The organism is Streptomyces sp. Je 1-79 (assembly GCF_025195125.1).
In the GTDB taxonomy this organism is placed as follows: Bacteria; Actinomycetota; Actinomycetes; order Streptomycetales; family Streptomycetaceae; genus Streptomyces.
This window is the reverse complement of the sequence record NZ_JAMGSL010000004.1, coordinates 235,544-260,503: the sequence shown is the minus strand read 5'-3', so window position 1 is coordinate 260,503 and position 24,960 is coordinate 235,544. Positions and strand designations below refer to the sequence as shown.

At 71.9% G+C, this 24,960-nt stretch carries 23 protein-coding genes; 3 read left to right on the top strand and 20 right to left on the bottom strand.

What is annotated here, in order from left to right; genetic code table 11:
• Nucleotides 1-4: 4 nt before the first annotated feature.
• The 19 genes from M5362_RS09160 to M5362_RS09065 form a co-directional block, all read right to left on the bottom strand.
• Nucleotides 5-160: a DUF6126 family protein gene (locus M5362_RS09160; RefSeq protein WP_260226877.1), complete on the bottom strand. Its 156-nt coding sequence runs from the start codon at nt 158-160 to the stop codon at nt 5-7.
• A 20-nt stretch (nt 161-180) separates the two neighbouring features.
• The gene (locus M5362_RS09155) at nt 181-837 is read right to left on the bottom strand and encodes an XRE family transcriptional regulator (protein ID WP_260226876.1); all 657 of its coding nucleotides are present in this window, start codon (nt 835-837) and stop codon (nt 181-183) included.
• A 74-nt stretch (nt 838-911) separates the two neighbouring features.
• A complete protein-coding gene (locus M5362_RS09150; RefSeq protein ID WP_260226875.1) occupies nt 912-2,297 on the bottom strand; it encodes an aspartate aminotransferase family protein in 1,386 nt (461 codons plus the stop codon).
• On the bottom strand, nt 2,294-4,177 hold the full coding sequence (dxs, locus tag M5362_RS09145) for a 1-deoxy-D-xylulose-5-phosphate synthase (protein WP_260226874.1): 1,884 nt from the start codon (nt 4,175-4,177) through the stop codon (nt 2,294-2,296). The genes M5362_RS09150 and dxs overlap by 4 nt, the downstream gene beginning before the upstream one ends.
• A gap of 92 nt (nt 4,178-4,269) precedes the next feature.
• Nucleotides 4,270-5,292 carry an adenosyl-hopene transferase HpnH gene (hpnH, locus tag M5362_RS09140; protein WP_260226873.1) on the bottom strand — a complete coding sequence of 341 codons (1,023 nt, stop codon included), beginning with the start codon at nt 5,290-5,292 and terminating at the stop codon, nt 4,270-4,272.
• A 7-nt stretch (nt 5,293-5,299) separates the two neighbouring features.
• Entirely contained in the window at nt 5,300-5,959 is a 660-nt protein-coding gene (locus M5362_RS09135) for a 1-hydroxy-2-methyl-2-butenyl 4-diphosphate reductase (protein ID WP_260226872.1), read from the bottom strand.
• Nucleotides 5,959-7,941, bottom strand: a complete 1,983-nt coding sequence (gene shc, locus M5362_RS09130) for a squalene--hopene cyclase (protein ID WP_260226871.1) — start codon at nt 7,939-7,941, stop codon at nt 5,959-5,961. Before shc ends, M5362_RS09135 begins: the two co-directional genes overlap by 1 nt.
• Before the next feature lie 120 nt (nt 7,942-8,061).
• Entirely contained in the window at nt 8,062-9,162 is a 1,101-nt protein-coding gene (locus M5362_RS09125; protein WP_260226870.1) for a polyprenyl synthetase family protein, read from the bottom strand.
• Nucleotides 9,159-10,568 (bottom strand): hydroxysqualene dehydroxylase HpnE, encoded by a 1,410-nt coding sequence (hpnE, locus tag M5362_RS09120; protein WP_260226869.1) that lies wholly within the window; start codon nt 10,566-10,568, stop codon nt 9,159-9,161. Before hpnE ends, M5362_RS09125 begins: the two co-directional genes overlap by 4 nt.
• 289 nt (nt 10,569-10,857) lie before the next feature.
• Nucleotides 10,858-11,808, bottom strand: a complete 951-nt coding sequence (gene hpnD, locus M5362_RS09115) for a presqualene diphosphate synthase HpnD (protein WP_260226868.1) — start codon at nt 11,806-11,808, stop codon at nt 10,858-10,860.
• Nucleotides 11,805-12,722 carry a squalene synthase HpnC gene (gene hpnC / locus M5362_RS09110; protein WP_260226867.1) on the bottom strand — a complete coding sequence of 306 codons (918 nt, stop codon included), beginning with the start codon at nt 12,720-12,722 and terminating at the stop codon, nt 11,805-11,807. The genes hpnD and hpnC overlap by 4 nt, the downstream gene beginning before the upstream one ends.
• A gap of 298 nt (nt 12,723-13,020) precedes the next feature.
• Complete coding sequence (locus M5362_RS32975; RefSeq protein ID WP_261365748.1) at nt 13,021-13,680, bottom strand: TetR/AcrR family transcriptional regulator; 660 nt, start codon at nt 13,678-13,680, stop codon at nt 13,021-13,023.
• Between the two features lie 114 nt (nt 13,681-13,794).
• A complete protein-coding gene (locus tag M5362_RS09095) occupies nt 13,795-14,580 on the bottom strand; it encodes an ABC transporter ATP-binding protein (RefSeq protein WP_260226866.1) in 786 nt (261 codons plus the stop codon).
• Nucleotides 14,573-15,502, bottom strand: a complete 930-nt coding sequence (locus tag M5362_RS09090) for an ABC transporter permease (protein ID WP_260226865.1) — start codon at nt 15,500-15,502, stop codon at nt 14,573-14,575. Before M5362_RS09090 ends, M5362_RS09095 begins: the two co-directional genes overlap by 8 nt.
• 48 nt (nt 15,503-15,550) lie before the next feature.
• Complete coding sequence (locus M5362_RS09085) at nt 15,551-16,429, bottom strand: glycosyltransferase family 2 protein (RefSeq protein ID WP_260227155.1); 879 nt, start codon at nt 16,427-16,429, stop codon at nt 15,551-15,553.
• Nucleotides 16,430-16,506: 77 nt separating this feature from the next.
• Complete coding sequence (locus M5362_RS09080) at nt 16,507-17,286, bottom strand: CDP-alcohol phosphatidyltransferase family protein (RefSeq protein ID WP_260226864.1); 780 nt, start codon at nt 17,284-17,286, stop codon at nt 16,507-16,509.
• A complete protein-coding gene (locus M5362_RS09075; RefSeq protein ID WP_260226863.1) occupies nt 17,264-18,325 on the bottom strand; it encodes an iron-containing alcohol dehydrogenase family protein in 1,062 nt (353 codons plus the stop codon). The genes M5362_RS09080 and M5362_RS09075 overlap by 23 nt, the downstream gene beginning before the upstream one ends.
• Nucleotides 18,313-19,050, bottom strand: a complete 738-nt coding sequence (locus tag M5362_RS09070; protein WP_260226862.1) for a phosphocholine cytidylyltransferase family protein — start codon at nt 19,048-19,050, stop codon at nt 18,313-18,315. The genes M5362_RS09075 and M5362_RS09070 overlap by 13 nt, the downstream gene beginning before the upstream one ends.
• Nucleotides 19,047-20,861: a CDP-alcohol phosphatidyltransferase family protein gene (locus M5362_RS09065; protein ID WP_260227154.1), complete on the bottom strand. Its 1,815-nt coding sequence runs from the start codon at nt 20,859-20,861 to the stop codon at nt 19,047-19,049. The genes M5362_RS09070 and M5362_RS09065 overlap by 4 nt, the downstream gene beginning before the upstream one ends.
• A gap of 405 nt (nt 20,862-21,266) precedes the next feature.
• Between M5362_RS09065 and M5362_RS09060 the strand changes: the two genes are divergently transcribed.
• The 3 genes from M5362_RS09060 to idi all read left to right on the top strand — a co-directional run bounded on the left by M5362_RS09060 (nt 21,267) and on the right by idi (nt 24,433).
• The gene (locus tag M5362_RS09060) at nt 21,267-22,208 is read left to right on the top strand and encodes a cation diffusion facilitator family transporter (RefSeq protein WP_260226861.1); all 942 of its coding nucleotides are present in this window, start codon (nt 21,267-21,269) and stop codon (nt 22,206-22,208) included.
• A 222-nt stretch (nt 22,209-22,430) separates the two neighbouring features.
• A complete protein-coding gene (locus M5362_RS09055) occupies nt 22,431-23,681 on the top strand; it encodes a bifunctional class I SAM-dependent methyltransferase/N-acetyltransferase (protein WP_260226860.1) in 1,251 nt (416 codons plus the stop codon).
• A 143-nt stretch (nt 23,682-23,824) separates the two neighbouring features.
• A complete protein-coding gene (gene idi, locus M5362_RS09050) occupies nt 23,825-24,433 on the top strand; it encodes an isopentenyl-diphosphate Delta-isomerase (protein ID WP_260226858.1) in 609 nt (202 codons plus the stop codon).
• Here the strand turns inward: idi and M5362_RS09045 are convergent.
• Nucleotides 24,399-24,935, bottom strand: coding sequence for an ATP-binding protein (locus M5362_RS09045; RefSeq protein ID WP_260226857.1), 537 nt, complete (start codon nt 24,933-24,935; stop codon nt 24,399-24,401). The genes idi and M5362_RS09045 overlap by 35 nt on opposite strands.
• Nucleotides 24,936-24,960: the final 25 nt, after the last annotated feature.

Genomic DNA, 24,960 nt, shown 5'->3' with positions numbered 1-24,960 from the left:
TCCGCTACTGGTTCTGCCCGCCCAGCGTGAAGAGCAGGTAGAGGAAGCCGGCGAAGAGGTGCCCGGCCACCAGATACGCGAAGAGCCGGAGCACCAGCCCCTTGGGGAACTTGCCACCGCCGCGCTCCTCGCCGGTGACCGGCGCGGACTTCTCGGACATAACGACCCCTTTCGAAGGGCTCAGCGCGGATGCGGGGCTCCGTCGCCGAGACACAGCTCGGCGGCGGGGCTCTGCATCAGCGTGTGGACGAAGAGCAGCTCGGCCCCGCCGCGGCCGGCGGCGCCGATGCGGTGCGGGGTGAGCGAGTCGAAGTGCGCGCCGTCCCCGGGATCCAGGACATGGACGGTGTCCCCGAGCGCGAGGCGTACCTGCCCCTCCAGGACGTGGAGCCACTCCTCCCCGGGATGGACGCGCACGATGTCGGCCCGGGTGGCGTACGGCACGTGGACGCGGAGCGCCTGCAGGGCGCGGCCCGCCCCACCGGCCTGGCGGTAGATCCAGCCGTCGGCCTCGACGGGCTCGGACCGGCCCGCCCGGACGATCGGATCACGCTCGGGCGGAACCTCGCCCAGGAGTTCGGAGACCGTCGTACCGTAGACGCGGGCGAGCGCGAGCAGCATCGGGAGCGAGGGCTGCCGACGGCCCGTCTCGAGCCGGGACAGATGGGCCGGGGAGAGTACGGCCCGCTGGGCGGCGGCCTCCAAGGTCAGCCCGCGACGCCTGCGGAGGGCGCGCAGCTGCGGGGCGACGTCCGACAAGGCGGCGGGCGCGTCCGCCGGGGCCGGTACGTCCGGCGCGGCAGGGTCCGGGGACTGCTCCCCGGGGAGGTGATCCATGCCTCCATTCCGCCAGGATCCTTCCTCTGAGGCAAGTTTCTTGCCCCAGAGGCAAAAGATCCGGGCCGCAGGGGTCAGCGCTGCGCGACCGCCTGCTTGACCAGCGTCTTTCCGAAGTCCCACATCAGCCCGCCGCTGCCGTGGGCGTCGTCCATCACGGCCGTGAAGGAGGTCACGAAGCGGTCCACGTCCGCCTCGTCGACGACGAGCGGCGGAATCAGCTTGATCACCTCCAGATGGTCCCCCGACACCTGCGTCAGGATCCGGTGGCGCTGGAGCAGCGGCACGACGACCATCTGCGCGAAGAGACCCTTGCGGGCGGCCTGGAGCATCGTCCACCGGCTGCGCAGCCCCAGCGACGAGGGCCGCCCGAACTCGATTCCGATCATGAGCCCGCGCCCGCGGATCTCGTGCAGCAGCTCGTAGCGCGGCACGAGCGCCCGGAGGCGTGAGGACAGCAGCTCGCCCATCCGGCGCGCGTGGGCCACCGTGCCCTCGTTCTCCATCACCGAGAGCACGGCGAGCCCGGCGGCCATGGCCTGCGCGTTCGATCCGAAGCTGGCGGAGTGGACGAGGACGCGGTCCATGGACGAGTAGACCTTCTTGAAGATCCAGTCCTTGCCGAGCGTCGCGCCGACCGGGACGTACCCGCCGGAGAGCGCCTTGGCGACGCAGACCAGGTCCGGCTCCACGCCGTCCTCGTGCTGGTACGCGTAGAAGTCGCCGGTCCTGCCGAGCCCGGTCTGCACCTCGTCGGCGATCAGCAGCGCCCCGTGGCGGTGCAGCAGCTCCTGGGCGGCGCGCAGGAAGCCGGGCGGTGACTCGTGCACCCCCTTGCCCTGGACGGGCTCCACGACGAACGCCGCCACATCGCCCGTACGCAGCTCCCGCTCCAGGGCGTCGAGGTCGCCGAGCCCGATCGCGGTGTCGGGCAGCAGCGGGGCGAAGCCGTCCCGGAAGCCCTTCTCGCCGTTGACCGAGAGGGAGCCGGTGGTCAGGCCGTGGAAGGCGTGGGTGCAGTAGAGGATCCTGGGCTTGCCCGTGGCGTACCGGGCGAACTTCAGGGCGGTCTCGACCGCCTCCGTACCGCTGTTGCCGAAGAAGACCCGGTCCAGGTGCGGGCTGTGGGCCAGGAGCTTCTCGGCGAGCAGCCCGGGCAGGGGCTGGCAGTCGAAGCGGGTGAGGTCGGCGAGCTGGGCGTCGAGGACGTCGTAGAGGGCCTTGCGGACGACGGGGTGGTGCCGTCCGAGGCCCATGACGCCGAAGCCGGCCAGCATGTCGAGGTAGTCGCCGCCCTCGGCGTCCCAGAAGTGGGCGCCCTCGGCCCGTACGTAGACCTTGTCGAAGCCGATGGTGCGCAGCATGCGCGGGAGCTGGTGGTTGAGGTACCGGCTGTGCAGCTCGTAGCGCTCGGCGCCGCGTTCGGCGAGCAGTGCCGAGAGGTCGAACTCCGTGCTCATCGCCCCTTCTTCCGGGTCAGTGCGGCGCTGATGTGCCCGGCGATCTCCACCGGGGTGAGGCCGAGGTCGGCGAGCACCTCGCCGCGCTTGGCGTGGGCGAGGAACTGCTCGGGGATCCCGAAGGTCCTCAGGGGGACGTCGACGCCGGCGTCGCGCAGGGCCTGGCCGACGGCGGCGCCCACGCCGCCGGTACGGATGCTGTCCTCGACCACCGCGACCAGCCGGTGCCGCTCGGCCAGCGGGGCGAGGGCCTCGTCGACGGGTTTGACCCAGCGCGGGTCGACGACGGTGCACCGGATGCCGCGACCGGCGAGCAGGTCGGCGGCCTGGAGGCAGACGTCGGCCATGACGCCCACGGCGACGAGGAGCACCTCCGCGTCCGGCCCCGAGGGCTCCAGCAGGACGTCCATGCCGCCGATCCGCCCGACGGCCGGGACCGGATCCCCCACGGTCTCCTTGGGGAAGCGCAGCAGGGTCGGGGCGTCGTCGACGTCGACGGCCTCGCGCAGCTGCGCGCGGAGCTGCTCGGCGTCGCGCGGGGCGGCGATCCGCAGGCCCGGCACGACCTGGAGGACGGAGAGGTCCCACATGCCGTTGTGCGAGGCACCGTCGGTGCCGGTGACGCCGGCCCGGTCCAGGACGAAGGTGACGCCGCACCGGTGCAGGGCCACGTCCATGAGCAGCTGGTCGAAGGCCCGGTTGAGGAAGGTCGCGTAGACCGCCACGACGGGGTGGAGCCCTCCAGTGGCCAGGCCCGCCGCCGAGACGACGGCGTGCTGCTCGGCGATCCCGACGTCCCAGACCCGGTCGGGGAACCGCTGGGCGAACGCCGTCAGGCCGACGGGGTGGAGCATGGCGGCGGTGATCGCGACGACGTCCGGCCGCTCGGCGCCGATCTCGGCGATGGCCTCCCCGAAGACGGAGGTCCAGGAAGGTCCGGCCGACGGGGCGAGCGGTTCGCAGGTGAGCGGGTCCATCGCGCCGACCGCGTGGAAGCGGTCCGCCTCGTCCTCCAGGGCGGGGCGGTAGCCACGGCCCTTCTCGGTGAGGCAGTGCACCAGGACCGGCCCGTGGAAGCGCTGGGCGTGGCGCAGCGCGGACTCGACGGCGGCGATGTCGTGGCCGTCGACGGGACCGACGTACTTGAGCCCCAGGTCCTCGAAGAGCCCCTGGGGCGCGAACGTGTCCTTGAACCCCTTCTTGGCACCGTGCAGCGACTCGTAGAGCGGCTGCCCGATGACGGGCGTGTGCTGGAGGACCTCCTTGCCCCAGGCGAGGACGCGCTCGTACCCGTCGGTGGTCCGCAGGGCGGCCAGATGGTGGGCGAGGCCGCCGATCGTCGGGGCGTAGGAGCGCTCGTTGTCGTTGACGACGACGATCAGGGGCCGGTCGCGGGCGGCGGCGATGTTGTTGAGCGCCTCCCAGGCCATACCGCCGGTCAGGGCGCCGTCCCCGATGACGGCGACCACGTGGTCGGGGCGGCCGGACACCTCGTTGGCCTTGGCCAGGCCGTCGGCCCAGCCGAGGACGGTCGAGGCGTGCGAGTTCTCGATGACGTCGTGCTCCGACTCCTCCCGCGAGGGGTAGCCGGAGAGTCCGCCCTTGCTGCGCAGCTTGGAGAAGTCCTGGCGGCCGGTGAGGAGTTTGTGGACATAGCTCTGGTGCCCGGTGTCCCAGAGGATGCGGTCGTCGGGCGAGTCGAAGACCCGGTGCAGCGCGATGGTCAGCTCCACCACGCCGAGATTGGGTCCCAGGTGGCCACCCGTCCTGGCGACCGCCTGGATGAGGAACTGCCGTACCTCCTCGGCCAGTTCGTCGAGCTCCGCGCCGCTCAGCGGCCGGAGGTCGCGCGGCCCCCGGATGTTCTCCAGAATCGTCATGCTCGGCCCCCTTGTCGTCGGTCGGTCGTACGTCCTCGGCCGTGCGGGAGGCCCGCGTCCGGTGGTGTCGCGGGCCTCCCGTACCCGTCATGTCATCCGCGGTTCCCGGAAACGGTCTCGCGGGCCGCCCTCAGGGACTCCTTCAGCGAGCCCATGGTGGCGAGGACGGCGGTCGGCTCGTAGCCGCAGTGCGCCATGCAGTTGGCGCAGCGCGGGTCCTTGCCGCGGCCGTACTTGTCCCAGTCGGTCTCCTCGATCAGCTCCCGGTAGGTGGGGACGTAGCCGTCGCTCATCAGGTAGCAGGGGCGCTGCCAGCCGAAGAGCGAGTAGTTCGGGATCGCCCACGCCGTGCAGGGGAAGTCCGCCTTGCCCTCCAGGAAGTCCAGGAAGAGAGGCGAGTGGTTGAGCCGCCACCGGCTCCGGTTGCCGCCCGCGAAGGCCTTCTTGAAGAGTTCCCGGGTCTGCTCGACGCCCAGGAAGTGCTCCTGGTCCGGGGCCTTCTCGTACGCGTAGGCGGGAGAGATCATCATCTCGTCGACCTGGAGGTCGTCGTTGAGGTAGTTGAGCACCTCGATGATGGTCTGCGGGGTGTCGGTGTTGAAGAAGGTGGAGTTGGTGGTGACCCGGAAGCCGCGTCGCTTGGCCTCCTTGATCGCCGCCACCGCCTCGTCGAAGACGCCCTCCTTGGCGACGGACTCGTCGTGCCGCTCGCGCAGCCCGTCGATGTGCACCGCGAAGGCGAAGTACGGGGAGGGGGTGAACTTCTCCAGCTTCTTGCGCATCAGCATCGCGTTGGTGCAGAGGAAGACGTACTTCTTCTTCGCGACCAACTGGCGCACGATCTCGTCGATCTGAGGGTGCATCAAGGGCTCGCCGCCCGCGATGGAGACCATCGGCGCCCCGGACTCCAGGACGGCGCCGACGGCCTGGGCGACCGGCATCCGCTGCTTGAGCACACCGGCAGGGTGCTGGATCTTTCCGCAGCCCTCGCACGCGAGGTTGCAGGCGAACAGGGGCTCCAGTTCGACGATGAGAGGGAACTTGTCCCGCTTGCGGAGCTTCTGTTCGAAGAGATAGGTCCCGACCCGGATGGTCTGACGGAGCGGCATGGCCATAACTCGCTCACCTCCTGGGGAGCAGCAAAGAACGGTGCCATTCGAAGAATGCGGGAAGGACGGCACGAAGAACACGGAAAGCCGATATTCCACCGCGTACCGTGCCGATCCGGACCAGTTCATGTTCTGGAGCGTCCACGACCACCCGTACGGCCGCAACCGGGCGGGGTCCGGCGTCGAGAGCCGTACGGAGCGTGGCGGCGGACTCCATGTCCACCGCGATCGCCCCGGTGGCCCGCAGCTCGGCCCGCTCGTGGCCGCGCACGACATGGTCGGAGCCGGCCAGCGGGCCGGTGTGGACGGTCCGCCCGGGCAGCGCCCGGGTCAGCGCCTTCACCAGGAGTTCGGTCCCGGTGCAGGGCGTGGTGCCGTCCGTTCCGCCGCGGGTCTCCTCGGCGACGATCAGGTCCCCGGGGTGCATTCCGGGGGCGAGCCCGGCACAGAAGCCCGAGGCGATGACGACGGCGTCCCGCCACGGGCCGCGTCCCATCACCCGGCCGACGGTCCTGCGGGCGTGGGCCGGGCCCATGCCGGTCCGCACGACGGTGAACGCGCCGGGTGCGCCCGTCCGGTCGCCGCTGCGCAGGGCGAGCTGCTCGATGCCGAGCGCGCAGGCGACCAGCAGCGGCGCCGCGGAGCCGGCGGAGGGCCCCGGCTCTTCGCCCATCAGCCCTCCCTGGAGACGGCCGGTTCGCCGTTCACGTAGCGGCCGAGCGCCGTGAGCGGGAAGACCTGGCGGTAGAGGTGGTAGTTGATCGAGAAGTCCCAGGGGAAGCCGGTTCCGGTGAAGTACGGCTCGTCCCAGGAGCCGTCCGGGCGCTGCGTCCCGGCGAGCCAGGCGACGCCCCGCTCCACCGCCTCGGAGTCGCGCTCGCCGGCCGCGAGCAGGGCGAGCAGCGCCCAGGCGGTCTGCGACGCGGTCGAGGCGCCGTGCCCGATCCAGGCCTGCTCCTTGTACGAGCGCAGGTCCTCGCCCCAGCCGCCGTCCTCGTTCTGCACGGACTCCAGCCAGGAGACGGCCCGGCGGATCGCGGGGTGCGAGCGGGGCATCCCCGCGGCGGTGAGCGCCGGGACCACCGAGCCCGTCCCGTACACGTAGTTGACTCCCCAGCGTCCGAACCAGGCGCCGTTCGGCTCCTGTTCGGCGAGCAGCCACCGGATTCCCCCGCGGGTACGGGGGTGATGGGCCTTGCCCTCGTGGGCGAGCATCTCCACCACGTGGGCGGTGACGTCGGCCGAGGGCGGGTCGACGACCTCGCCGAAGTCGCAGAACGGCAGCCGGTTGGGGAAGGGGCTGGTGTTGTCGGCGTCGAAGGCGGCCCAGGCTCCGTTCTTCGACTGCATGCCGAGGGTCCAGCGTGCTCCGCGTGCGATCGCCGCCTCGACCCTGGAGGGGTCGGGGTGGCTGACGCGGCGCAGCGCGAGGATGACCTCCGCGGTGTCGTCGATGTCCGGGTAGTTGTCGTTGTGGAACTCGAACGCCCAGCCGCCCGGGGGCAGTCCGGGCCTGCGGACGGTCCAGTCGCCGGGCCGGACGATCTCCTCGCCGAGCATCCAGTCGGCGGCCCGGACGAGGGCCGGGTGGTCGGCCGGGAGGCCCGCGTCGGCGAGGGCGATGGTGGCCAGACAGGTGTCCCAGACGGGCGACTGACAGGCCTCGATCATGCGCGAACCGTCCTCGCGCCAGACGGCGAAGCGGTCGAGCGACTCCAGGCCGGCCCGCATGACCGGGTGGTTCAGGTCGTAGCCGAGGAGGTGCAGGGCGATGACCGAGTAGACGGCGGGGGGCTGGATACCGCCCCAGCAGCCGTCGTTCTCCTGGCGTTCGACGATCCAGCGGGCCGCGACGTTCATGGCGGCCGTGCGCAGCCGGCGCGGGGCGACCTTGTGGAAGAGGTGCAGCGCCTTGTCGAGCCGCTGGAAGGCCCCGTCCCAGCTGGTGAGCGGCGCCAGGGCTCCCGGCGGGTTGGGCCGGGACGGATCGGCGTGCAGTTCGTCCAGCGGGAAGGGCGCGGGCCGCACCGGCCGCTTGGCCGAGACGACGGTGAGCGGCACGATGGTCTGCCGGGCCCAGCAGCCGAAGTCGTAGATGTTGAGCGGGAACCACTTCGGCAGGAAGATCAGCTCGGGCGGCAGCTCGGGCAGGTCGTCCCACTTCCACCAGCCGAAGAGGGCGAGCCAGATCCGGGTGAAGACCCGGGAGGCGGCGATCCCGCCGCGCTCGCGGACCCAGGCGGCGGCACGGGCCATGTGGGGGGCCTCGGGCAGGTCCCCGGCGAGGCGCAGCGCCACGTACGCCTCGATGGTGGTGGAGAGCTCGCCGGGTCCGCCGTAGTAGGTGGCCCAGGTGCCGTCCTCGCGCTGTTCGCCGCGGATGAACAGGGCGGCGGCCCGGATGGTCTGCGCGTCCTGGATGCCGAGGAACTGCCGGAGCAGGAGGTCCTCGGCGTCCATGGTGACGTTGGTCTCCAGGTCGCCCTTCCACCAGCCTTCGGCGTCCTGGCAGCCGAGGAGGTGGTCGATGGAACGTTCCGCTGCCCGTCTGGCGGCCTCTTCGAGGCCGGTCGCGGCGGGCGCGGTGGTGGTGTCGCTGGCCGCGGTCGTCCGGGGGCCCATGGCCCCGGCGCTTCCGTCGGTCGTCGCTGTCATGGCTTCCCCTTCGTGCAGGCGGTGTACTGGTGCGTACTTTCTGCTTCACTCGGGTCTGCCGTCGGCCGGCACCGGGTGGCACCGGCCGGCGACCGCGAACTCATATCAGGGTGATGGTGATCATCTCTTCCGTACGACGACGAAGTCGGCGAGCGCGGTGAGCTGGGCCCGGACGCGCTCGGGCATGTCCACCTCGTGCAGGGCCCGGATGGCGATGGTGTGCTGGCGGCGGGCCTCCTCGGAGGTCCACCGGCGGCCGCCGGCCTCCTCGATGAGGGCGGCTCGGGTGGCGAACTCCTCCTCGGAGAAGGAGTCGAAGTCGCTGCTCTTGGCGTCGGCGGCGAGCAGTTCGCCGAGCCGCTCGGAGGCCGGGCCGCCGGCCGCGAGGGCGGCGACGACGGGCAGGGACTTCTTGCGCTGGCGCAGGTCGCTCCAGGTCTGCTTGCCGGTGGACTCCGGGTCGCCCCAGATGCCGAGCAGGTCGTCGACGGCCTGGAAGGCGAGGCCGAGGTGGTAGCCGTACTCCTCCAGCTTGTCCGCCGTGCGGTCGTCGGCGCCGCCGAGGACGGCGCCGATGGAGACGGCGCAGGCGAGCAGGGCGCCGGTCTTGTTGCCCTCCATCTCCAGGCACTCCTCGACGGTGACCCGCTCGCGGTGCTCGTAGGAGATGTCCTGGGCCTGCCCGTCGATGAGCTTGCGGGTGGCGGTGGTCAGCCGGCGGGTGGCACGGCCCGCCTCGACGGTGCCGATCTCCAGCAGCAGCTCGTTGGCCAGCGCGAAGAGCGCGTCGCCGACGAGGATGGCCTGCGCGGGGCCGTGCACCTTCCACACGGTGTCGCGGTGGCGCCGCTGCTCGTCGCCGTCCATCAGGTCGTCGTGCAGCAGCGAGAAGTTGTGGACCAGCTCCACGGCGACGGCGCCGGGGACGCCGACCTCGGGGGCGACGCCCGCGGCCTCGGCGGAGAGCAGCGCGAGGGCGGGCCGGACGGCCTTGCCGCTGTCGCCCTCGGCCGGGTTGCCCTGGGCGTCGATCCAGCCGAAGTGGTAGGCGGCCACGGTGTCCATGGGCGGCGCGAGCCGGTCGACGGCGGCCCGCAGGACGGGGGTGGACAGGGTCCGCCCGCGCTCCAGCAGAGCGGTGACGTCGGCGGTGTCGACGGCCGGATTCACCGGGGGCACAGTCGGCACGGTCTCTCCTCTTGTTCCAGTACTCACACTCATGCCGCCTCCTGCAGCGGATGTTCATGGCGGCGGCCGAGGGCGGAGAGTGCGGCGGCCGCGGCGCTGAAACCACTGCGGACGGCACCCTCCATGGTCGCGGGCCAGCCGGTGGCGGTCCAAGCGCCGGCCAGGTACAGGCCGGGGGCGTGGGTGCGGGCGCCGGGGCGGAGCCGGCCGACGCCCGGGGTGGGGGCGAACGTCGCCGTCCGCTCCCGGGTGACGAAGAAGTCCCGGACGCCGGCGCCGCGTGCGGCGGGCAGCAGGCGCTCCAGCTCCGGGAGGTAGCGCGCGCGCAGCTCGGCGACGGGCGTGTCGATCTCGTCCTGGGCGGCGGACTGGGAGACGGCCAGGTACTGTCCGGCGCCCTTGAACCCGGAGGAGTCGGTGCGGTCGAAGACCCACTGCACCGGGGAGCCGAGCGCGGTGAAGAACGGCCGCTTGAGCACCTTGCGGTCGTAGACGACGTGCACGTTGAGGATGGGCGCGGTGCCGATGTCGAGGAGCCGGTCGGGGTCGTCGAGGGCGCCCTCGGGGAGCAGTTCGTGGGTCTCGCGCTGCGGTACGGCGAGCACGACGGCGTCCGCCTCGATGGTCTCCCCGGGCACCTCGACGCTCCACCGGCCGTCCGCGGTACGGGTGATCCGCTCGGCCTTGGTCCGCAGTTCGGTCCGTACGCCGAGGGAGTCGAGGGCCTTGCGGGCGAGGGTGTCGTGGAGTTCGCCGAGGGGGACGTGCGCCCAGCCGATGTCGGCGGCGCCCGGGTCGGAGAGCAGTCCGGTCTTGAAGACCATGGCGGCCAGGCCCATGGAGGCGTGCGGCGCGGTGGCGTTGAGGGTGGCGACGCCGACCAGGTCCCACAGCGCCTCGACGGTGCGCGGGGACTGGCCGTGGCGGCCGAGCCAGGTGGCGAAGTCGATGCCGTCGAGAGCGGGGTCGCCGGGGTCGAGGCGCTTCAGCGCGAGAGCGGCCCGGCCGACGCTCGCCCGCTCGGCGAGGGAGAGGTGCGGATAGGTCGCCAGGCTACCGGCGAGGTGCAGCGGTACGGGCAGGCCGGAGCGCCGCAGCCGTCCGAGGCGGGGGCCGCGGGGGTGGGCGACGTCGAGGACGGGCACGTCGAGCCGGTCCTGGAGGGGCGCGAGGTGGGCGCCCTCGACCCGGTCGAGGAACCACCGGTAGGCGGTGCAGCAGCGCAGATAGACGTGCTGGCCGTTGTCAACGGTGAGTTCGCCGCGCCGGAAGGAGAACGCGAGGCCGCCGAGCCGCGGCCGGCCTTCGAGGAGGGTGACACGCGCTCCGGCGTCGGCGAGTTGGAGCGCCGCGGTGATCCCGGCGAGGCCGCCGCCGATCACGACGGCGGACGCGCCGTCGCCGGACGCGCCGTGCGGGGTCCTGTCGTCGGCGGTCACGAGGCCTCCCCTGGGGTGCTCGCAGTCAGGGACGCCGTGGCGCCTAGGGCGTGTTTCGAAAGGAGCGTCGTCCGCCCGAAGGGCGGGGCCGGGGGCGTCTGGTGCGTGCGATCGCAAGGCGGAGGGAGGAGAGCGCAGCGGGCTGCGCCGACGACCGACAACGCGGCGTGGGGACACCTCCCGTGCCCGAAGGGCCACGGGGGAGTGCGTGCCGGGCGTTCCCGGCCAGACGGGACCTTCGAAACACGCCCTAGTGGGGTTGCCCGCTGTCCGGGCTCGTACGCGTGCATCAGGCACGCCTCCTGACGGCGCGTCGGGAGATGTGGCGGGTGTCGAGTCCGGACAGTCCGCGCACGGCGACGTACGCCTTCTCGCGGCCGGGCAGCGAGACGCGTCCGCGCAGCACCGCCTCGGGGTCGCGTTCGATGCGGTCGAGGAGGCGGCGGTAGATCCCGGCCATCGCGGCGACGCAGGCTCCGCTGCGCCGGTCGAGCATGGGCAGGAGCCGGTAGCCCTCGGCGAACAGGGCGCGGGCGCGGCGGACTTCGAAGTGGACGAGGCCGGTGAAGTCGGCGCCCGAGGGGGGCGTCCGGCTCGCGAAGCCCTCGCCGCAGCCGAACTTGGCCAGGTCGTCGGCGGGCAGGTAGGTGCGTCCGTTGCCGGCGTCCTCGCGGACGTCCCGGAGGATGTTGGTGAGCTGGAGGGCCAGTCCGAGGGTGTCGGCGTACTCGGGGGCGCGTTCCACGCCCTGCGCGCCCGGCTGGGTGCCGAAGACCCCGAGCGAGAGCCGCCCGATGGCGCCCGCGACACAGCGGCAGTAGACCTTGAGGTCGTCCCAGGTCTCGTACGTCTCGCCGCGTACGTCCATCAGGACGCCGTCGATGAGCTCGTCGAGCCCGACGAGCGGGATCGGGAAGCGCCGGGAGGCGTCGGCGAGGGCCACGGCGACGGGGTCCGTGTCGTCCTCGTCGACGTCGTCCCGGCGGATCCGCTCCAGGAGCGAGCGGGTGGCTTCGAGGCGGTCCCGCTTGGCCTCGGGTGCGAGGGTGCCGTCGCCGATGTCGTCGACGCGTCGCGAGAACGCGTACAGCGCGGACATGGCCTGTCGCTTCTCGGTCGGCAGGAGCCGGATCCCGTAGGCGAAGTTGCGGGCCTGCTGTCCGGTGACGGCCTCGCAGTAGCTGTACGCGGCCTGTACCGGCGCGGACGTCTCCGTCTGTGCCTCCACGGTCCGGCTCACCCCTCTCTCCGCGCTCTGAGCAGGACTGCTCCGGCTTCGCGCATCAGGCTCTGCTTGGTGGGCTTGGGCGGCTGGGGCAGTACGTCGAACCCGCCTCCGGCGGCGGCGATCGCGTCGAGCGCCGCGAGCCCGCCGGCGGTGAAGCCGGCGAGCAGCAGCCGCAGCCTGCCGCGCACGCTGCCCACCAGCGGGACGCCCTCGTCCAGCAGTGCGCGGGCGCGCTCGGCCTCGAAGGCGATCAGGGCGCGCACCGACGCGTTCGCGGTCGGCCGGGCGAGGTCGTCCTCGGTGACGTGGAAGCGCTTCATGTCCTCTGCGGGGAGGTAGATCCGGTCCCGGCCGAGGTCCTCGGCGACGTCCTGGAGGTGTTCGACGATCTGCAGGGCGGTGCAGACGGCGTCGGAGCGGCGGACGCGTTCTGGGGTGGCGGTGCCGGTGATCCCGAGGACGAGCCGGCCGACGGGGTTCGCGGAGAGTTCGCAGTACGCGAGGAGGTCGTCGTAGCTCTCGTAGCGGCGTACCAGCTGGTCCTGGCGGTTGGCCTCGACCAGGCCGACGAAGGGCTCGGGGGTCAGCCCGCGGCGCCGTACGGTCGGCTGGAGGGCGCGCAGGAGCGGGTGGTGCGGGGTGCCGTCGAAGACCCGCAGGAGGTCGGCCTCCAGGGCGTCGAGGAGGGCGATGCGGTCCTCGGCCCGTTCGGGGGGGACGCCGAGGTGGCGGGCGTCGGCTCCGCCGGGCGCGAGGTCGCCGTCGCCGATGTCGTCGACGAGGCGGGCGTAGCCGTAGACGGCCATGAGGTCGTCACGCCAGGCGCGTGGCAGGAAGAAGGGGGCCACGGGGAAGTTCTCGTCCGCGGCCTTGTCGAGCGTGGTGCGCGTGGCGGCGTCGGGGCGCGCCTGTCGGGTTCGCGTCACTGGCCGCTGCCCGACGCGGGGACGGCGACACCCTCGTGGAGCTGGAGATTTCGCGTCATGGCCGTCATATCTCCTGTTCTACACTGCCGATCCAATCCATCCTATTTCGGACACGCCACCGGTCCTGCCCGGAGGGCTCGCCGCCTGACGGCCGGGGATGCCTAGGGGTTATCGCCCCACTTGCCACGAATCAGCACCGCTACAGCTTACGTTGTACAACGCCGAGTGCCTCGTCGGGGTGCCGGACCCCGGGCCGAAACGTCGCGGAGCCGCCAACTTTCCTACAAGGGGCGGCAGTTCACCTTCCGGGAGACCGCCGTTCGGCGCGGGCACCGGAGACGACCAGGGCGAGCGTCGACTCGACGACGTCCGCACGACCCTGCTCGGGGAGACGCCCCAGGGGGCCGTCGAGCAGGAGAAGTGACAGTCCGTGCACGGCCGACCACGTTGCGGCCTCGGCGGCCGGACGGGCGCGCCGTGGGATGCGGCCGGCTCCGCTCAGGGCGTGCAGGGCGTCCTTGAGCAGGGCGAACGCGCGGATCTCGGGTTCGGGTTCGGCCGGGAGGCCGGGCGGTGCCCAGGCCCGGCGCGGGGTGCAGAAGGCCGCCCGGTAGAGACCGGGCTGATCGACGGCGAAGCCGACGTAGCCCCGGCCGAGGGCGGCGAGACGCAGCTCGGCGGCGACGGCGGGGTCGTCGGCGCCCGGGACACGCGCGGCGGCGCGCTCCATGGACTCGGCGAGCGCCCGCTGGGCGTGGACCTTGACGGCTCCGAGCAGCTCGCCCCGGCCGTCGAAGTGCCGGTAGGCGGCGGTGGCCGAGACGCCGACCCGGCGGGCGGCCTCGCGCAGCACGACGCGCTCGGGACCGCCCTCGGTGGCGAGGTCGACGGCGGCGCAGATCAGCGCGTTGCGCAGGTCGCCGTGGTGGTAGGACTTTCCCCCCGAGATCGCTGCCATGGGCTCATCCTGCCCGATGTTGACCGCATGAACATTCCAGGTGGGGCCGGGGCCGGGCGCGTGGAACGCGAAGGCCCCCGCCGGGCTCGGCGGGGGCCTTCGTCGCGGTCCGGGTTACCTCGCGGTCTCGCGCTCGTACGCCCGCAGGACTTCCTCGGTGGGCCCGTCCATCAGGAGCTCACCCTTCTCCAGCCACAGGACCCGGTCGCAGGTGTCCCTGATCGACTTGTTGCTGTGGCTGACCAGGAAGACCGTGCCGGCCTCCTTGCGGAGCTCGCGGATGCGCTGCTCGGAGCGGATCTGGAACCTGCGGTCACCGGTCGCGAGCGCCTCGTCGATCATGAGGACGTCGTGGTTCTTGGCGGCCGCGATGGCGAAGCGGAGCCGGGCGCCCATACCGGAGGAGTACGTCCGCATGGGCAGGCTGATGAAGTCGCCCTTCTCGTTGATGCCCGAGAAGTCGACGATGCTCTGGTAGCGCTCGCGGATCTCTTCCTTGCTCATCCCCATGGCGAGGCCGCCGAGGATCACGTTGCGCTCGCCGGTCAGGTCGTTCATCAGCGCCGCGTTGACGCCGAGGAGCGAGGGCTGACCGTCGGTGTAGACCTTGCCGCTCTCCGTGGGGAGCAGGCCGGCGATGGCGCGCAGCAGGGTCGACTTGCCGGAGCCGTTGCTGCCGATGAGGCCGATGGCCTCACCGCGGTAGGCGGTGAAGGTGACCCCGCGCACCGCGTGCACCTTGCGGACACCGCGGGTGACCTCGGCCTTGCCGCGGCCGAGCATCCGGCTGAGCGCCGCGGTGGCGCTGCCCTTGCCGCCGCCACCGGTGTTGACCCGGTAGACGATGTGGACGTCGTCGGCGATGACGGTGGGAACACGTCCCAGAGTGGAGTCAGCCACGGCCGTACCTCTCCTCGGCCTTCCAGAAGTAGACGAAGCCGCCGATGCCGACCGCGAGGGCCCAGCCGAGCGCCGTCAACCAGACGTGCGCGGGCAGGTTCTCGGAGCCGTAACCGTCGATCAGCGCGAAACGGACCAGGTCCATGTAGACGGCGGCGGGGTTGTACATGAGGACGTCGGCGATCCAGGCCGGCTTGTCCGCGAGCATCACCGGGATCGAGAACATCACGCCGGACGCGTAGAGCCAGGTGCGCATGACGAACGGCATGAGCTGGGCGAGGTCGGGCGTCTTGGAGCCCATCCGCGCCATGACCATGGCCAGTCCGACGTTGAACACGAACTGCAGGAACAGCGCGGGGACCACCAGCAGCCAGCTCGGCGAGGGGTAGCTGCCGAAGGCGATCGCGACGGCCGCCAGCACGATCATGGAGAAGAGCAGCTGCTGGAGCTGCTGGAGCGCGAACGAGATCGGCAGCGAGGCGCGCGGGAAGTGCAGGGCCCGGACGAGCCCCAGGTTGCCCGCGATCGCCCGGACGCCCGCCATGACCGAGCTCTGGGTGAAGGTGAAGACGAAGATTCCGGTCACCAGGAAGGGGATGTAGACCTTGGTCTCCATGCCCCGGCCGGCGTTCAGGATCAGGCCGAAGATCAGGAAGTAGACCAGCGCGTTCAGCAGGGGGGTCGCCACCTGCCAGACCTGGCCGAGCTTCGCCTGGCTGTACTGCGCCGTCAGCTTCGCCGAGGAGAAGGCGAGGATGAAGTGGCGCCGCCCCCAGAGCTGACGGATGTACTCGAAGAACCCGGGCCGGGCGCCGCTGACCGACAGACCGTACTTCGCGGCCAGCTGGGCCGGGGGCAGGCCGTCGTCGGCGGATGGCGGGGCGCTCGTCGCGACCGCACCGTCGTGGGTTGTGTCACTCACAGATCGGAACTTTCGTATTCAGATGCGTGGCGGTTCGGGCACCACGTGTCAGACGACGGGCGGGCGTCCCAGTCGGGTCAGCCGCCACACCGTACGCCATTTCATGGGCCGGCGCGGTCCGCAGGGGGTCGCCCAGCCTTCCCGGAAACCGCCGAACCACGCCTTGAGGGCGGGGACGGAGGGGCGCCGCGCGAGAGTCAGCAGCAGCCAGACACCGAGGTAGACCGGGACGAGCAGAGCGGGGAGGTTGCGCCGGGCCAGCCATACCCGGTTGCGGGCCACGTTGTAGTGGTACGTCGCGTGCCGGGACGGTGGCGTGGTGGGGTGGAGCAGCACCATGTCGGAACGGTAGTCGATCATCCAGTTGGCGTCGAGGGCACGCCAGGCCAGATCCGTCTCCTCGTGCGCGTAGAAGAACTCGTCCGGCAGGCCGCCGACTTCGGTGAGCACCTGGCTACGGACGGCGTTGGCGCCGCCGAGGAAGGTGGTCACGCGCGAGGACCGCATCGGGTCGGACGCGCGCAGCCGTGGGACGTGCCGGCGCTGGGTGAGACCGGTCTCGGGGTCCGCGATCCGGAAGCTGATGATGCCCAGCCTCGGATCGGCGGCGAACGCCTGGCGGACCAGCTCGGCGGTGTCCGTCCGGTCGAGCAGACCGTCGTCGTCCAGGAAGAGCAGGGCGTCGACGGGGCCGCAGGGGCCGTCGGGGCCGAAGGCGTCGATGCCGACGTTGCGGCCGCCGGGGATGCCCAGGTTCTCCGGGAGGTCGATGGTGTGGACGCCCTCGGGCACCCCCGTGACGGGGGCGCCGTTGCCGACGACGACGACCTCGACCGGGTCGCCCTCCTGCCTGGCCACCGAGTCCAGCAGCGCGCGCAGGTCGTCGGGCCGGTTGCCCATGGTGATGATGACGGCACCGAGCTTCATCGCCGTGCTCACGTTCGGCCTCCCCGCGCTGTTCGTCGTCGTGTCTGTCGTCCGCGCCGTCGTCATGTCCCCCGGCCTCACTTCAGCCGGCTCGACGCCAGGATCGACACCAGGTGCAGGACCGTCTGGAGCAGCGCGATGCCCGCGAGCACCGCGACCCCGAGCCGGGTGAAGAACAGCCCGCCCTGGACCGCGTCGAGGAGCGCCAGGACCAGGATCAGCAGGGACGCCTCGATCCCGAGGACCAGGCGGTGGAACTGCAGCGCCGAGGCCGCCCTGCGGGCGAGGGCCATGCCGGAGGAGCGGGGCTCGCTCGCCGCCTCCTTGACGGGCGGCAGCCCGCCCTGGTGGCGCGCGACGCCGACGAGGTCGGTCTCCGCCTTGATCAGGACGGCGCCGAGCGCCGCGAGGGTGCCGAGGAAGGCCCACAGCCAGTCGATACGGCCGGTGCCCCAGATGTCGGCTGCGCGCAGGCCGAAGCCGACCAGCACCGCCGCGTCGCAGAGGTACGCGCCGACCCGGTCCAGGTAGACGCCGTTCAGCGAGAACTGCTTCTTCCAGCGGGCGACCTCGCCGTCGACGCAGTCGAGCAGCAGGTAGAGCTGGACCGCGACGACCCCGAGGACGGCACCCCACACGCCCGGGACGAGCAGGGCGGGGGCGGCGAGCACGCCGCAGAGCGTCATCACGTAGGTCAGCTGGTTCGGCGTGACCTTGGTGGTGACCAGGCGGCGGGTGATGCGCAGCGAGATCTCGCGCATGTACAGGCGGCCGCCCCAGTGCTCTCCGCTGCGCCGGTCCTTCACACCCGCCGGGTGCACGACCGGGCGGAGTTCAGCTACGGATGGTCTTGGCATAGTCGGCGTACGCGTCCCTGATCTGGTCGTCGGAGAGGTCGAGGTGTTCGAGGATGGTGAAGCGGCCGGGACGGGTCTGCGGGGCGAAGGACACGGCCCGGACGAACTCGTCCACGTCGAAGCCCATCTCCTCGGCCGTCACGGGCAGGCCGTGGCGGCGCAGCGTCTCGACGATCCGGAGCGAGCCCTCGGCGGCACCGCGCAGGTGCATCGCGAAGGCCGCGCCGAGGCCGCACTGCTCGCCGTGGCTGGCGGCGCGCTGGGGGTAGAGCAGGTCGAAGGCGTGGCTGATCTCGTGGCAGGCGCCCGAGGAGGGCCGGGTGTCGCCGCTGATCGACATGGCGATGCCGGACATCACCAGGCCCTCGGAGAGGGTGACGAGGAAGTCGTCGTCGCCGACGCCGCCGGGGTGGCGGAGGACCGCCTCGCCGGCGCTGCGGGCCATCGCCGCGGCGAGGCCGTCGACCGGCTCACCGGTCTCGCGGTGGGAGAGCTCCCAGTCCGCGATGGCGGAGAGGTTGGAGATCGCGTCGCCGATGCCGGAGCGGACGTAGCGCACCGGGGCGTCCCGGATCACGTCGAGGTCGATGACCAGGGCGATCGGGGTGGGCACACCGTACGAACCGCGCCCGTTGTCGTTGTCCAGGGTGGAGACCGGCGAGCAGATGCCGTCGTGCGACAGGTTGGTGGCGATGGCGACCAGCGGCAGGCCCACCCGGGCCGCCGCGTACTTGGTCACGTCGATGATCTTGCCGCCGCCCAGCGCGACCACCGCGTCGTACCGCTTGCCCCGTATGGCGTCGGCGAGCTTCACGGCCGCGTCGATGGTGCCGCCGTCGACGGGGTACCAGTCGGCGCCGGGCAGCTCGGAGGCGAAGCGCTCCCGCAGCTTCAGGCCCGAGCCGCCGCTGATGGCGACGGCGATCCGGCCGTTGCTGGAGATCCGCTGGTCCGCGAGGAGCGTGGAGAGGTCCTCCAGCGCTCCCCGGCGGATGTCGACGACGACCGGCGAGGGGATCAGCCGGGTCAGTACTGGCACGCGATCTCACGGCCCTTCGCGAGGTCGTCGTGGTTGTCGATCTCGACCCACTTGACGTCGCCGATGGGCTCCACGTCGATCGTGAAGCCGTCGTCGACGAGCTTCTGGTAGCCGTCCTCGTAGTAGAGGTCGGGGTCGCGCTCGAAGGTGGCCTTCAGGGCGTCGGCGAGGGACTCGGCGGCCTCGGGCTCGATGAGGGTGACGCCGATGTACTCGCCGGTGGCGGAGGCCGGGTCCATCAGCTTGGTGATCTTCTGGACGCCCTTGCCCTCGGCGATGATGACCTTCATCTCCTCGTCGGCGAGGTTCTTCACCGTGTCGAGGGCGAGGATGATCTTCTTGCCGTCGCCGCGCGCGGCCAGCAGGGTCTTCTCGACGGAGACGGGGTGGACGGTGTCGCCGTTGGCGAGGATCACACCGCGCTTGAGGACCTCACGGGCGCACCACAGGGAGTAGGCGTTGTTCCACTCCTCGGCCTTGTCGTTGTCGATCAGGGTGAGCGTGACGCCGTACCGGGCCTCCAGGGCCTCCTTGCGCGCGTACACGGCCTCCTTGCGGTAGCCGACGACGACGGCGACCTCGGTGAGGCCGACCTCCGCGAAGTTCTTCAGCGTGAGGTCGAGGACGGTGGTGTCACCGTCGACAGGCACGAGGGCCTTCGGAAGGGTGTCGGTGTAGGGGCGCAGACGCCGTCCGGCACCGGCTGCCAGTACGAGGCCGATCATGCGGTTTCTCCTTCGTCATGTACGGCGGGTGCTCCCGAGGACACCCAGAAGCGGATGGACTCCACGAGCACCACGAGCGCGACGACGACCGCCATCGCGGTGAGCGCCAGGGTGAAGTCGTCGCCGCGGTCCGCCAGCAGGGCGGCGAGTAGGACCACCAGCAAGGTGCGGCCCTCGTGACCGCCGACGGTGCGCACGAGCCACGCGGGCGGGGCGCCGGTGCCGCCGCGGATGCGGTACACCGTGTCGTAGTGATGGTAGGCGACGGCGGCCACCAGCCCGTAAGCCGCGGGCAGGGCGCCGTTCACGTCGGAGCGGGCGGCGAGGATCAGGACCGTGCCGTACTCGGCGGCCCGGAAGAGCGGCGGGAGCAGCCAGTCGAGCGCCCCCTTCAGCGGCTCCGCGACCACGCTGCCGCTGATGACGACGTACAGCACGGCGGCGAAGACGGTGATCTTGCTGCCGAAGGGTTCGATCAGCGCCGTGGCGAGGAGGAACCCGACGCCGATCACGGCGAAGGCCAGCCGGAACGGCTGTCGCTTCGTCGCGTGGGCGACGAGCTGGGCGAGCGGCCCGGAGTCCGCCAGGTCGGCGAGCGCCTGGGCGGCCCGGTCGGTCCTCTTCGCCTTGCGGGTCAGGGAGCGGAGCACACGGCCGGCCGTGGTGTAGCAGGCTCCGAAGGCGCAGCCGATGATCAGGGCCCAGAAGACGATCCGAGGGGTGGTGACGGCGGTGAGGACCGCGATCATGGCCCAGCGCTCGCCGATCGGCAGGATGATCATGCGGCGGACCCAGACGGTCCAGCCGACGCTGTCGAGCCGGTTGGAGAGGGCCGCGGTGGGGCTCGTGTTCGCCGTGGCGTCGTGGTTGGCCTCGTTGAACGAGAAGTCCACGACATGGCGGCAGGTCATCAGGACCATCGCGCCGAGCGCGAGCGCCCAGACGTCGTCCCCGTTCCGCGCGGCGCCGAGGGCGAGGCCCGCGTAGAAGGCGTACTCCTTCGCGCGGTCGAAGGTGGCGTCGAGCCAGGCACCCATCGTCGAGTACTGCAGGGAGTAGCGGGCGAGCTGCCCGTCGGTGCAGTCCAGGACGAAGGAGACGAGGAGCAGCACACCGGCGGCGACGTATCCGCCGCGCTCGCCGGTGGCGGCGCAGCCGGCCGCGATCAGCGCGGTGAGCAGCGAGGCGGTGGTCACCTGGTTGGGGGTGAGGCCGCGCCGGGCGCACCAGCGGGCGATGTACCGCGAGTAGGGGCTGACGCAGAAGGTGGTGAAGAAGCCGTCGTGGGCCTTCACGGCGGAGCGCAGGCGTACGGCCTCGTCGTCGACGGCGGTGACGGCGGCGCGGGCCTCGTGGCGAGCCTCGGCGTCGGTCGGGACGGCGGCGACGAGCGTGCCGAGCTGAGGCCGGTGCACGGCGACGCCGTCGGCGTCGAGGGCGTCGGCGAGGACGTCGGGAAGGTTCTCGTCGGCGACGGCCGGCGCGGGTGCGACGGGGGCGCCGGGCGCCGGGGCGTGGGCGTCGGTCAGCGCGCGGGCCAGGGCCGGGCGGGCCTCGGGCTGCGCGGTGAGCGCGCCGGGCGCCGCGGCGGCGGGGAAGCGGGGGTCGGTGAGGGCCAGCCGCAGCGCGTGCAGGTGGCCGACGAAGCGGGGGTCGACGACGGCGACCCGCTCACCGGCCGGTACGGCGGCGAGCAGCGCACCCGCGTCCTGCGGGCCGGAGGCGACCCGTACGTCGAAGCCCAGAGACCGCAGATCGCCGTCGAGCGACGATCCGGGTACCGGCGGACCGGTGAGGATGGCGGTCGACAGACGAACTCACTCCTTGGAGCTGACGGGGCGGGCCCTCGGGGCCCATGGCACGGCCCCGGGCACAGCGGCTCTGCCCGGCATCGGGCGGCGGCACGTCGGCTGAGGCTATCGGATGAACGAGGGCGGGAGTTCACCGAGGCTTTGCGGTGCGGACTCCCCCGGGCTCACTCGAATCCGCCCGAGTGGGCCGCACCCGCGGAGATCATCATGGGTGATCGACCGGCCGCCCCACAAACCGTGATCCCGGGCGGCCTGGACCCACCCTCGCACGCCCTCCCGCCAGGCCCGCATCACCGCAGGTCAGATGATATGACAACGGTCTTCAGTACCGTGTTGCACATACCCCCCACCCGTAGTTGACTTGCGAGTCGGGCACCGGACACGACACGACGGGGAGGCCATGTCATGGGGGCTGGACACGACCACGGGCACAGTCACGGAGGGCCGCCGCCCACGGGCACGGCCGCCGCGGCCTACCGCGGACGGCTGCGGATCGCGCTCGCGATCACACTGTCCGTGACGGCCGTCGAGATCGTCGGCGGCGTCATGGCGGACTCGCTCGCGCTGATCGCCGACGCGGCCCACATGGCGACCGACGCGGTCGGACTGGCGATGGCGCTGCTCGCCATCCACTTCGCGAACCGCCCGCCCACGCAGACCCGTACCTACGGCTTCGCCCGCGCCGAGATCCTCGCGGCGCTGGCCAACTGTCTGCTGCTGCTCGGCGTCGGCACCTACGTGCTGTACGAGGCGGTCCAGCGGTTCATCGAGCCGGCCGAGACCAAGGGCGGACTGACCATCGCGATCGCGCTGATCGGTCTGGTCGCCAACATGGTCTCGCTCTCGCTCCTGGTCCGCGGCCAGCAGGAGAGCCTCAACGTGCGCGGCGCCTATCTGGAGGTGCTCGCGGACGCGCTCGGCTCGGTGACGGTCCTGGTCTCGGCGGGCATCATCCTGGCCACGGGGTGGCAGTACGCCGACCCGATCGCCTCGATCCTGATCGGCCTGATGATCGTGCCGCGCACGGTCAAGCTGCTGCGCGAGACCCTCGACGTGCTCCTGGAGTCGGCGCCCAAGGGCGTCGACATGGCGGAGGTCAGGGCCCACATACTGGCGCTGCCTGGCGTCGAGGACGTCCACGACCTGCACGCCTGGACGATCACGTCCGGCATGCCGGTGCTCTCCGCCCACGTGGTCGTGACCCAGGCGGCGCTCGACACCGTCGGCCACGAGAAGATGCTGCACGAGCTCCAGGGCTGCCTGGGCGACCACTTCGACGTGGAGCACTGCACCTTCCAGCTGGAACCGGCCGGTCACGCCGCGCACGAGGCGAAGCTCTGCCTCTGACCCCCTGTTACGGTTGATCTGTACGCGTCCGATCGAGACGCGTACCCGCGAGACGCGTGAGGGTACGAGAGGAGCTGAGGTTGATGACCGTCGCGATGGAGGCTGCCCAGTGCGGCAGCGCCCGGTCCAGCTTCAGCTCCCGGGTTTCCGGCTGACCTGATCTCGGTTCTTCCGACCCGATCACCCGTCGGCCGGGGCCCTCTCACACAAGGGTTCCCCACGTTGTCCGACAACAACGCGCTGTACCACGCCTTCTTCGCCCTGCACCACGGTCTTCCGCGGCAGGGCCCGGGCTCCGACACCACCACCCGCCGTCTGCTCGCGCTCGCGGGTCCGCTCCCCGAGCGGCCGCGCGTGCTCGACCTGGGCTGCGGTCCCGGCCGGTCCGCTCTGCTCCTGGCCGCCGAGGCCGGGGCCGAGGTCACGGCCGTCGACCTGCACCAGCCGTTCCTCGACGAGCTGCGGCAGGCCGCCGCGGCCCGTGGGCTCGGCGACCGCGTGCACACGCTCAACGCCGACATGGGCGAGCTCCCGTTCCCCGACGGATCGTTCGATCTGCTCTGGGCGGAGAGTTCGGCCTACTCCATCGGCTTCGACACCGCCCTGCGCTCCTGGCGCCGACTGCTCGCTCCCGGCGGCACCCTGGTGCTCACCGAGTGCGAGTGGACGGTGCACGAGCCGTCCCAGGAGGCCCGCGCCTTCTGGGAGGTGCACTACCCGCTCCGCACCACGGGCGGGAACACCGCCGCGGCGGTCGAGTGCGGCTATCACGTCCTCGGGGTCGTCCCGCAGCCGGAGAGCGACTGGGGCGAGTACTACGGCCCGCTCTCCGCGCGGGCCGACGCCGCGGACCCGGACGCTCCGGGGATGGCCGAGACGCTCGCCTCCACCCGGGCGGAGCTCGCCATGCGCCGTGACCACGGCGGCGAGTACGGCTACACCGGCTACGCCCTGCGGCCGGCCGACACCCGGTGGCGGACGCGGCCGGAGACCGCGGCCGACATCCCCGTCGTACGGGACGTCGAGGCGGCGGCCTTCGAGACGAGGGCGGAGGCCGAACTGGTCGACGCCCTCCGCGCGGACACCGGGGCCTGGCTGCCCGGTCTGTCGTACGTGGCCGAGGCCCCGGACGGCTCGGTCGCCGCGCACGCGCTGATCACCCGGTGCCATGTCGACGGTGTTCCGGCGGCGGCGCTCGCCCCGGTCGCCGTCGAACCGGCGTACCAGCGGCGGGGCGCCGGGGAGGCCGTCGTGCGGGCCGTCCTCGACGCGGCGCTGCTGCGCGGCGAGCGGCTCGTGCTCGTGCTCGGTCATCCGGAGTACTACCCCCGGTTCGGGTTCGTACGGGCGTCCGAGTATGGAATCAAGCCGTCCTTCGAGGTTCCGGACGAGGCCATGATGGCCCTCGTCCTGGACGGCTCCGGCGCAGCTCCCGGGGGCACGATCCACTATCCGGCGGCCTTCGGCGTCTGACGCACCGCCCGCTCCCGCCGCACCGGATGTACTCCGGTGTGGTGGGAGCGGGCCATGTCCGGCCGCCCGAAGTACGGACAAGTGGCTCTTGTACGGCAGACTGAGGGAGCCCCACCGGGCCGAGACCGAAGCGAAGGACGGTTATGCCGACCACATCAGCCAGCGTGGCTCCCAGCTCGTCGAACGGCGTCCAGCCGAGCGAAGCCCAGGCGTCGATCATGCTCGAACTGGTCGACGAGAACGGCATCACCATCGGTACGGCGGAGAAGCTCGCCGCCCACCAGGCGCCGGGACAGCTGCACCGGGCGTTCTCCGTCTTCCTCTTCGACGAGTCCGGCCGGCTGCTGCTCCAGCGGCGCGCGCTCGGCAAGTACCACTCGCCCGGTGTCTGGTCGAACACCTGCTGCGGCCACCCGTACCCGGGCGAGGCGCCGTTCGCCGCCGCGGCCCGGCGCACGTACGAGGAGCTGGGGATCTCGCCCTCGCTGCTCGCCGAGGCGGGCACCGTCCGCTACAACCACCCGGACCCGGCGTCGGGCCTGGTGGAGCAGGAGTACAACCACCTCTTCGTCGGCATGGTCCAGGCCGACCTGCGGCCGGACGCCGAGGAGATCGAGGAGACCGCCTTCGTGACGGCGGAGGAGCTGGCGCAGCGCCACGCGACCGCGCCGTTCTCGGCCTGGTTCATGACCGTCCTGGACGCGGCCCGTCCGGCGATCAAGGAGCTGACGGGTCCGACCGGGGGCTGGTGATCCCGGGCGCGGCCACGGGCAGCGCTTCCGGTGCCGTGCCCGGCACCGGAAGCCGCGGGATCAGGGGCAGGGCGGCCCAGATGATCTTCCCGCCGCTCGCGGTGTGCTCCACGTCGCAGGCCCCGCCGGCCTCCAGGGCGGTCTCCCGCACCAGAAGCAGCCCGCGGCCGCCGGTCTGACCGTCGTCCGCCTCCAGCGCCTTGGGGCGGTACGGATGGTTGTCCTCGACGGACACCCGGATCCACTCCGCGCCGATCGCCACCTCCACGGCCACTTCCGGGGAGAGCAGCGCCGCGTGCTTGACGGCGTTGGTGACCAGCTCGGAGACGATCAGGAGCAGGCCCTGGACCGTGTCCTCGTGGGCCGGTACACCCTGACGGATCAGCAGGTCGCGTACGGCGTGCCGGGCCTGCGGAACGGAGACGTCGACCGCGGGAGCGGTGAAGCGCCAGACCCCTTCGTAGGACGGTGGCCGGGCGGGGACGCTCCCGCGGCTCTCCATAGTCCGGCTCCCACCCTCGTGCTCG

What these genes read in the sequence shown, in the direction of transcription:
- M5362_RS09080 (WP_260226864.1), bottom strand. Translation starts at nt 17,286, where the DNA reads ATGCCAAGACCATCCGTAGCTGAACTCCGCCCGGTCGTGCACCCGGCG.
- M5362_RS09155 (WP_260226876.1), bottom strand. Translation starts at nt 837, where the DNA reads ATGGATCACCTCCCCGGGGAGCAGTCCCCGGACCCTGCCGCGCCGGAC.
- dxs (WP_260226874.1), bottom strand. Translation starts at nt 4,177, where the DNA reads ATGACGATTCTGGAGAACATCCGGGGGCCGCGCGACCTCCGGCCGCTG.
- idi (WP_260226858.1), top strand. Translation starts at nt 23,825, where the DNA reads ATGCCGACCACATCAGCCAGCGTGGCTCCCAGCTCGTCGAACGGCGTC.
- M5362_RS32975 (WP_261365748.1), bottom strand. Translation starts at nt 13,680, where the DNA reads ATGGCAGCGATCTCGGGGGGAAAGTCCTACCACCACGGCGACCTGCGC.
- shc (WP_260226871.1), bottom strand. Translation starts at nt 7,941, where the DNA reads ATGACAGCGACGACCGACGGAAGCGCCGGGGCCATGGGCCCCCGGACG.
- M5362_RS09045 (WP_260226857.1), bottom strand. Translation starts at nt 24,935, where the DNA reads ATGGAGAGCCGCGGGAGCGTCCCCGCCCGGCCACCGTCCTACGAAGGG.
- M5362_RS09150 (WP_260226875.1), bottom strand. Translation starts at nt 2,297, where the DNA reads ATGAGCACGGAGTTCGACCTCTCGGCACTGCTCGCCGAACGCGGCGCC.
- M5362_RS09125 (WP_260226870.1), bottom strand. Translation starts at nt 9,162, where the DNA reads ATGAGTGTGAGTACTGGAACAAGAGGAGAGACCGTGCCGACTGTGCCC.
- M5362_RS09135 (WP_260226872.1), bottom strand. Translation starts at nt 5,959, where the DNA reads ATGGGCGAAGAGCCGGGGCCCTCCGCCGGCTCCGCGGCGCCGCTGCTG.
- M5362_RS09085 (WP_260227155.1), bottom strand. Translation starts at nt 16,429, where the DNA reads ATGAAGCTCGGTGCCGTCATCATCACCATGGGCAACCGGCCCGACGAC.
- M5362_RS09060 (WP_260226861.1), top strand. Translation starts at nt 21,267, where the DNA reads ATGGGGGCTGGACACGACCACGGGCACAGTCACGGAGGGCCGCCGCCC.
- M5362_RS09070 (WP_260226862.1), bottom strand. Translation starts at nt 19,050, where the DNA reads ATGATCGGCCTCGTACTGGCAGCCGGTGCCGGACGGCGTCTGCGCCCC.
- M5362_RS09160 (WP_260226877.1), bottom strand. Translation starts at nt 160, where the DNA reads ATGTCCGAGAAGTCCGCGCCGGTCACCGGCGAGGAGCGCGGCGGTGGC.
- hpnH (WP_260226873.1), bottom strand. Translation starts at nt 5,292, where the DNA reads ATGGCCATGCCGCTCCGTCAGACCATCCGGGTCGGGACCTATCTCTTC.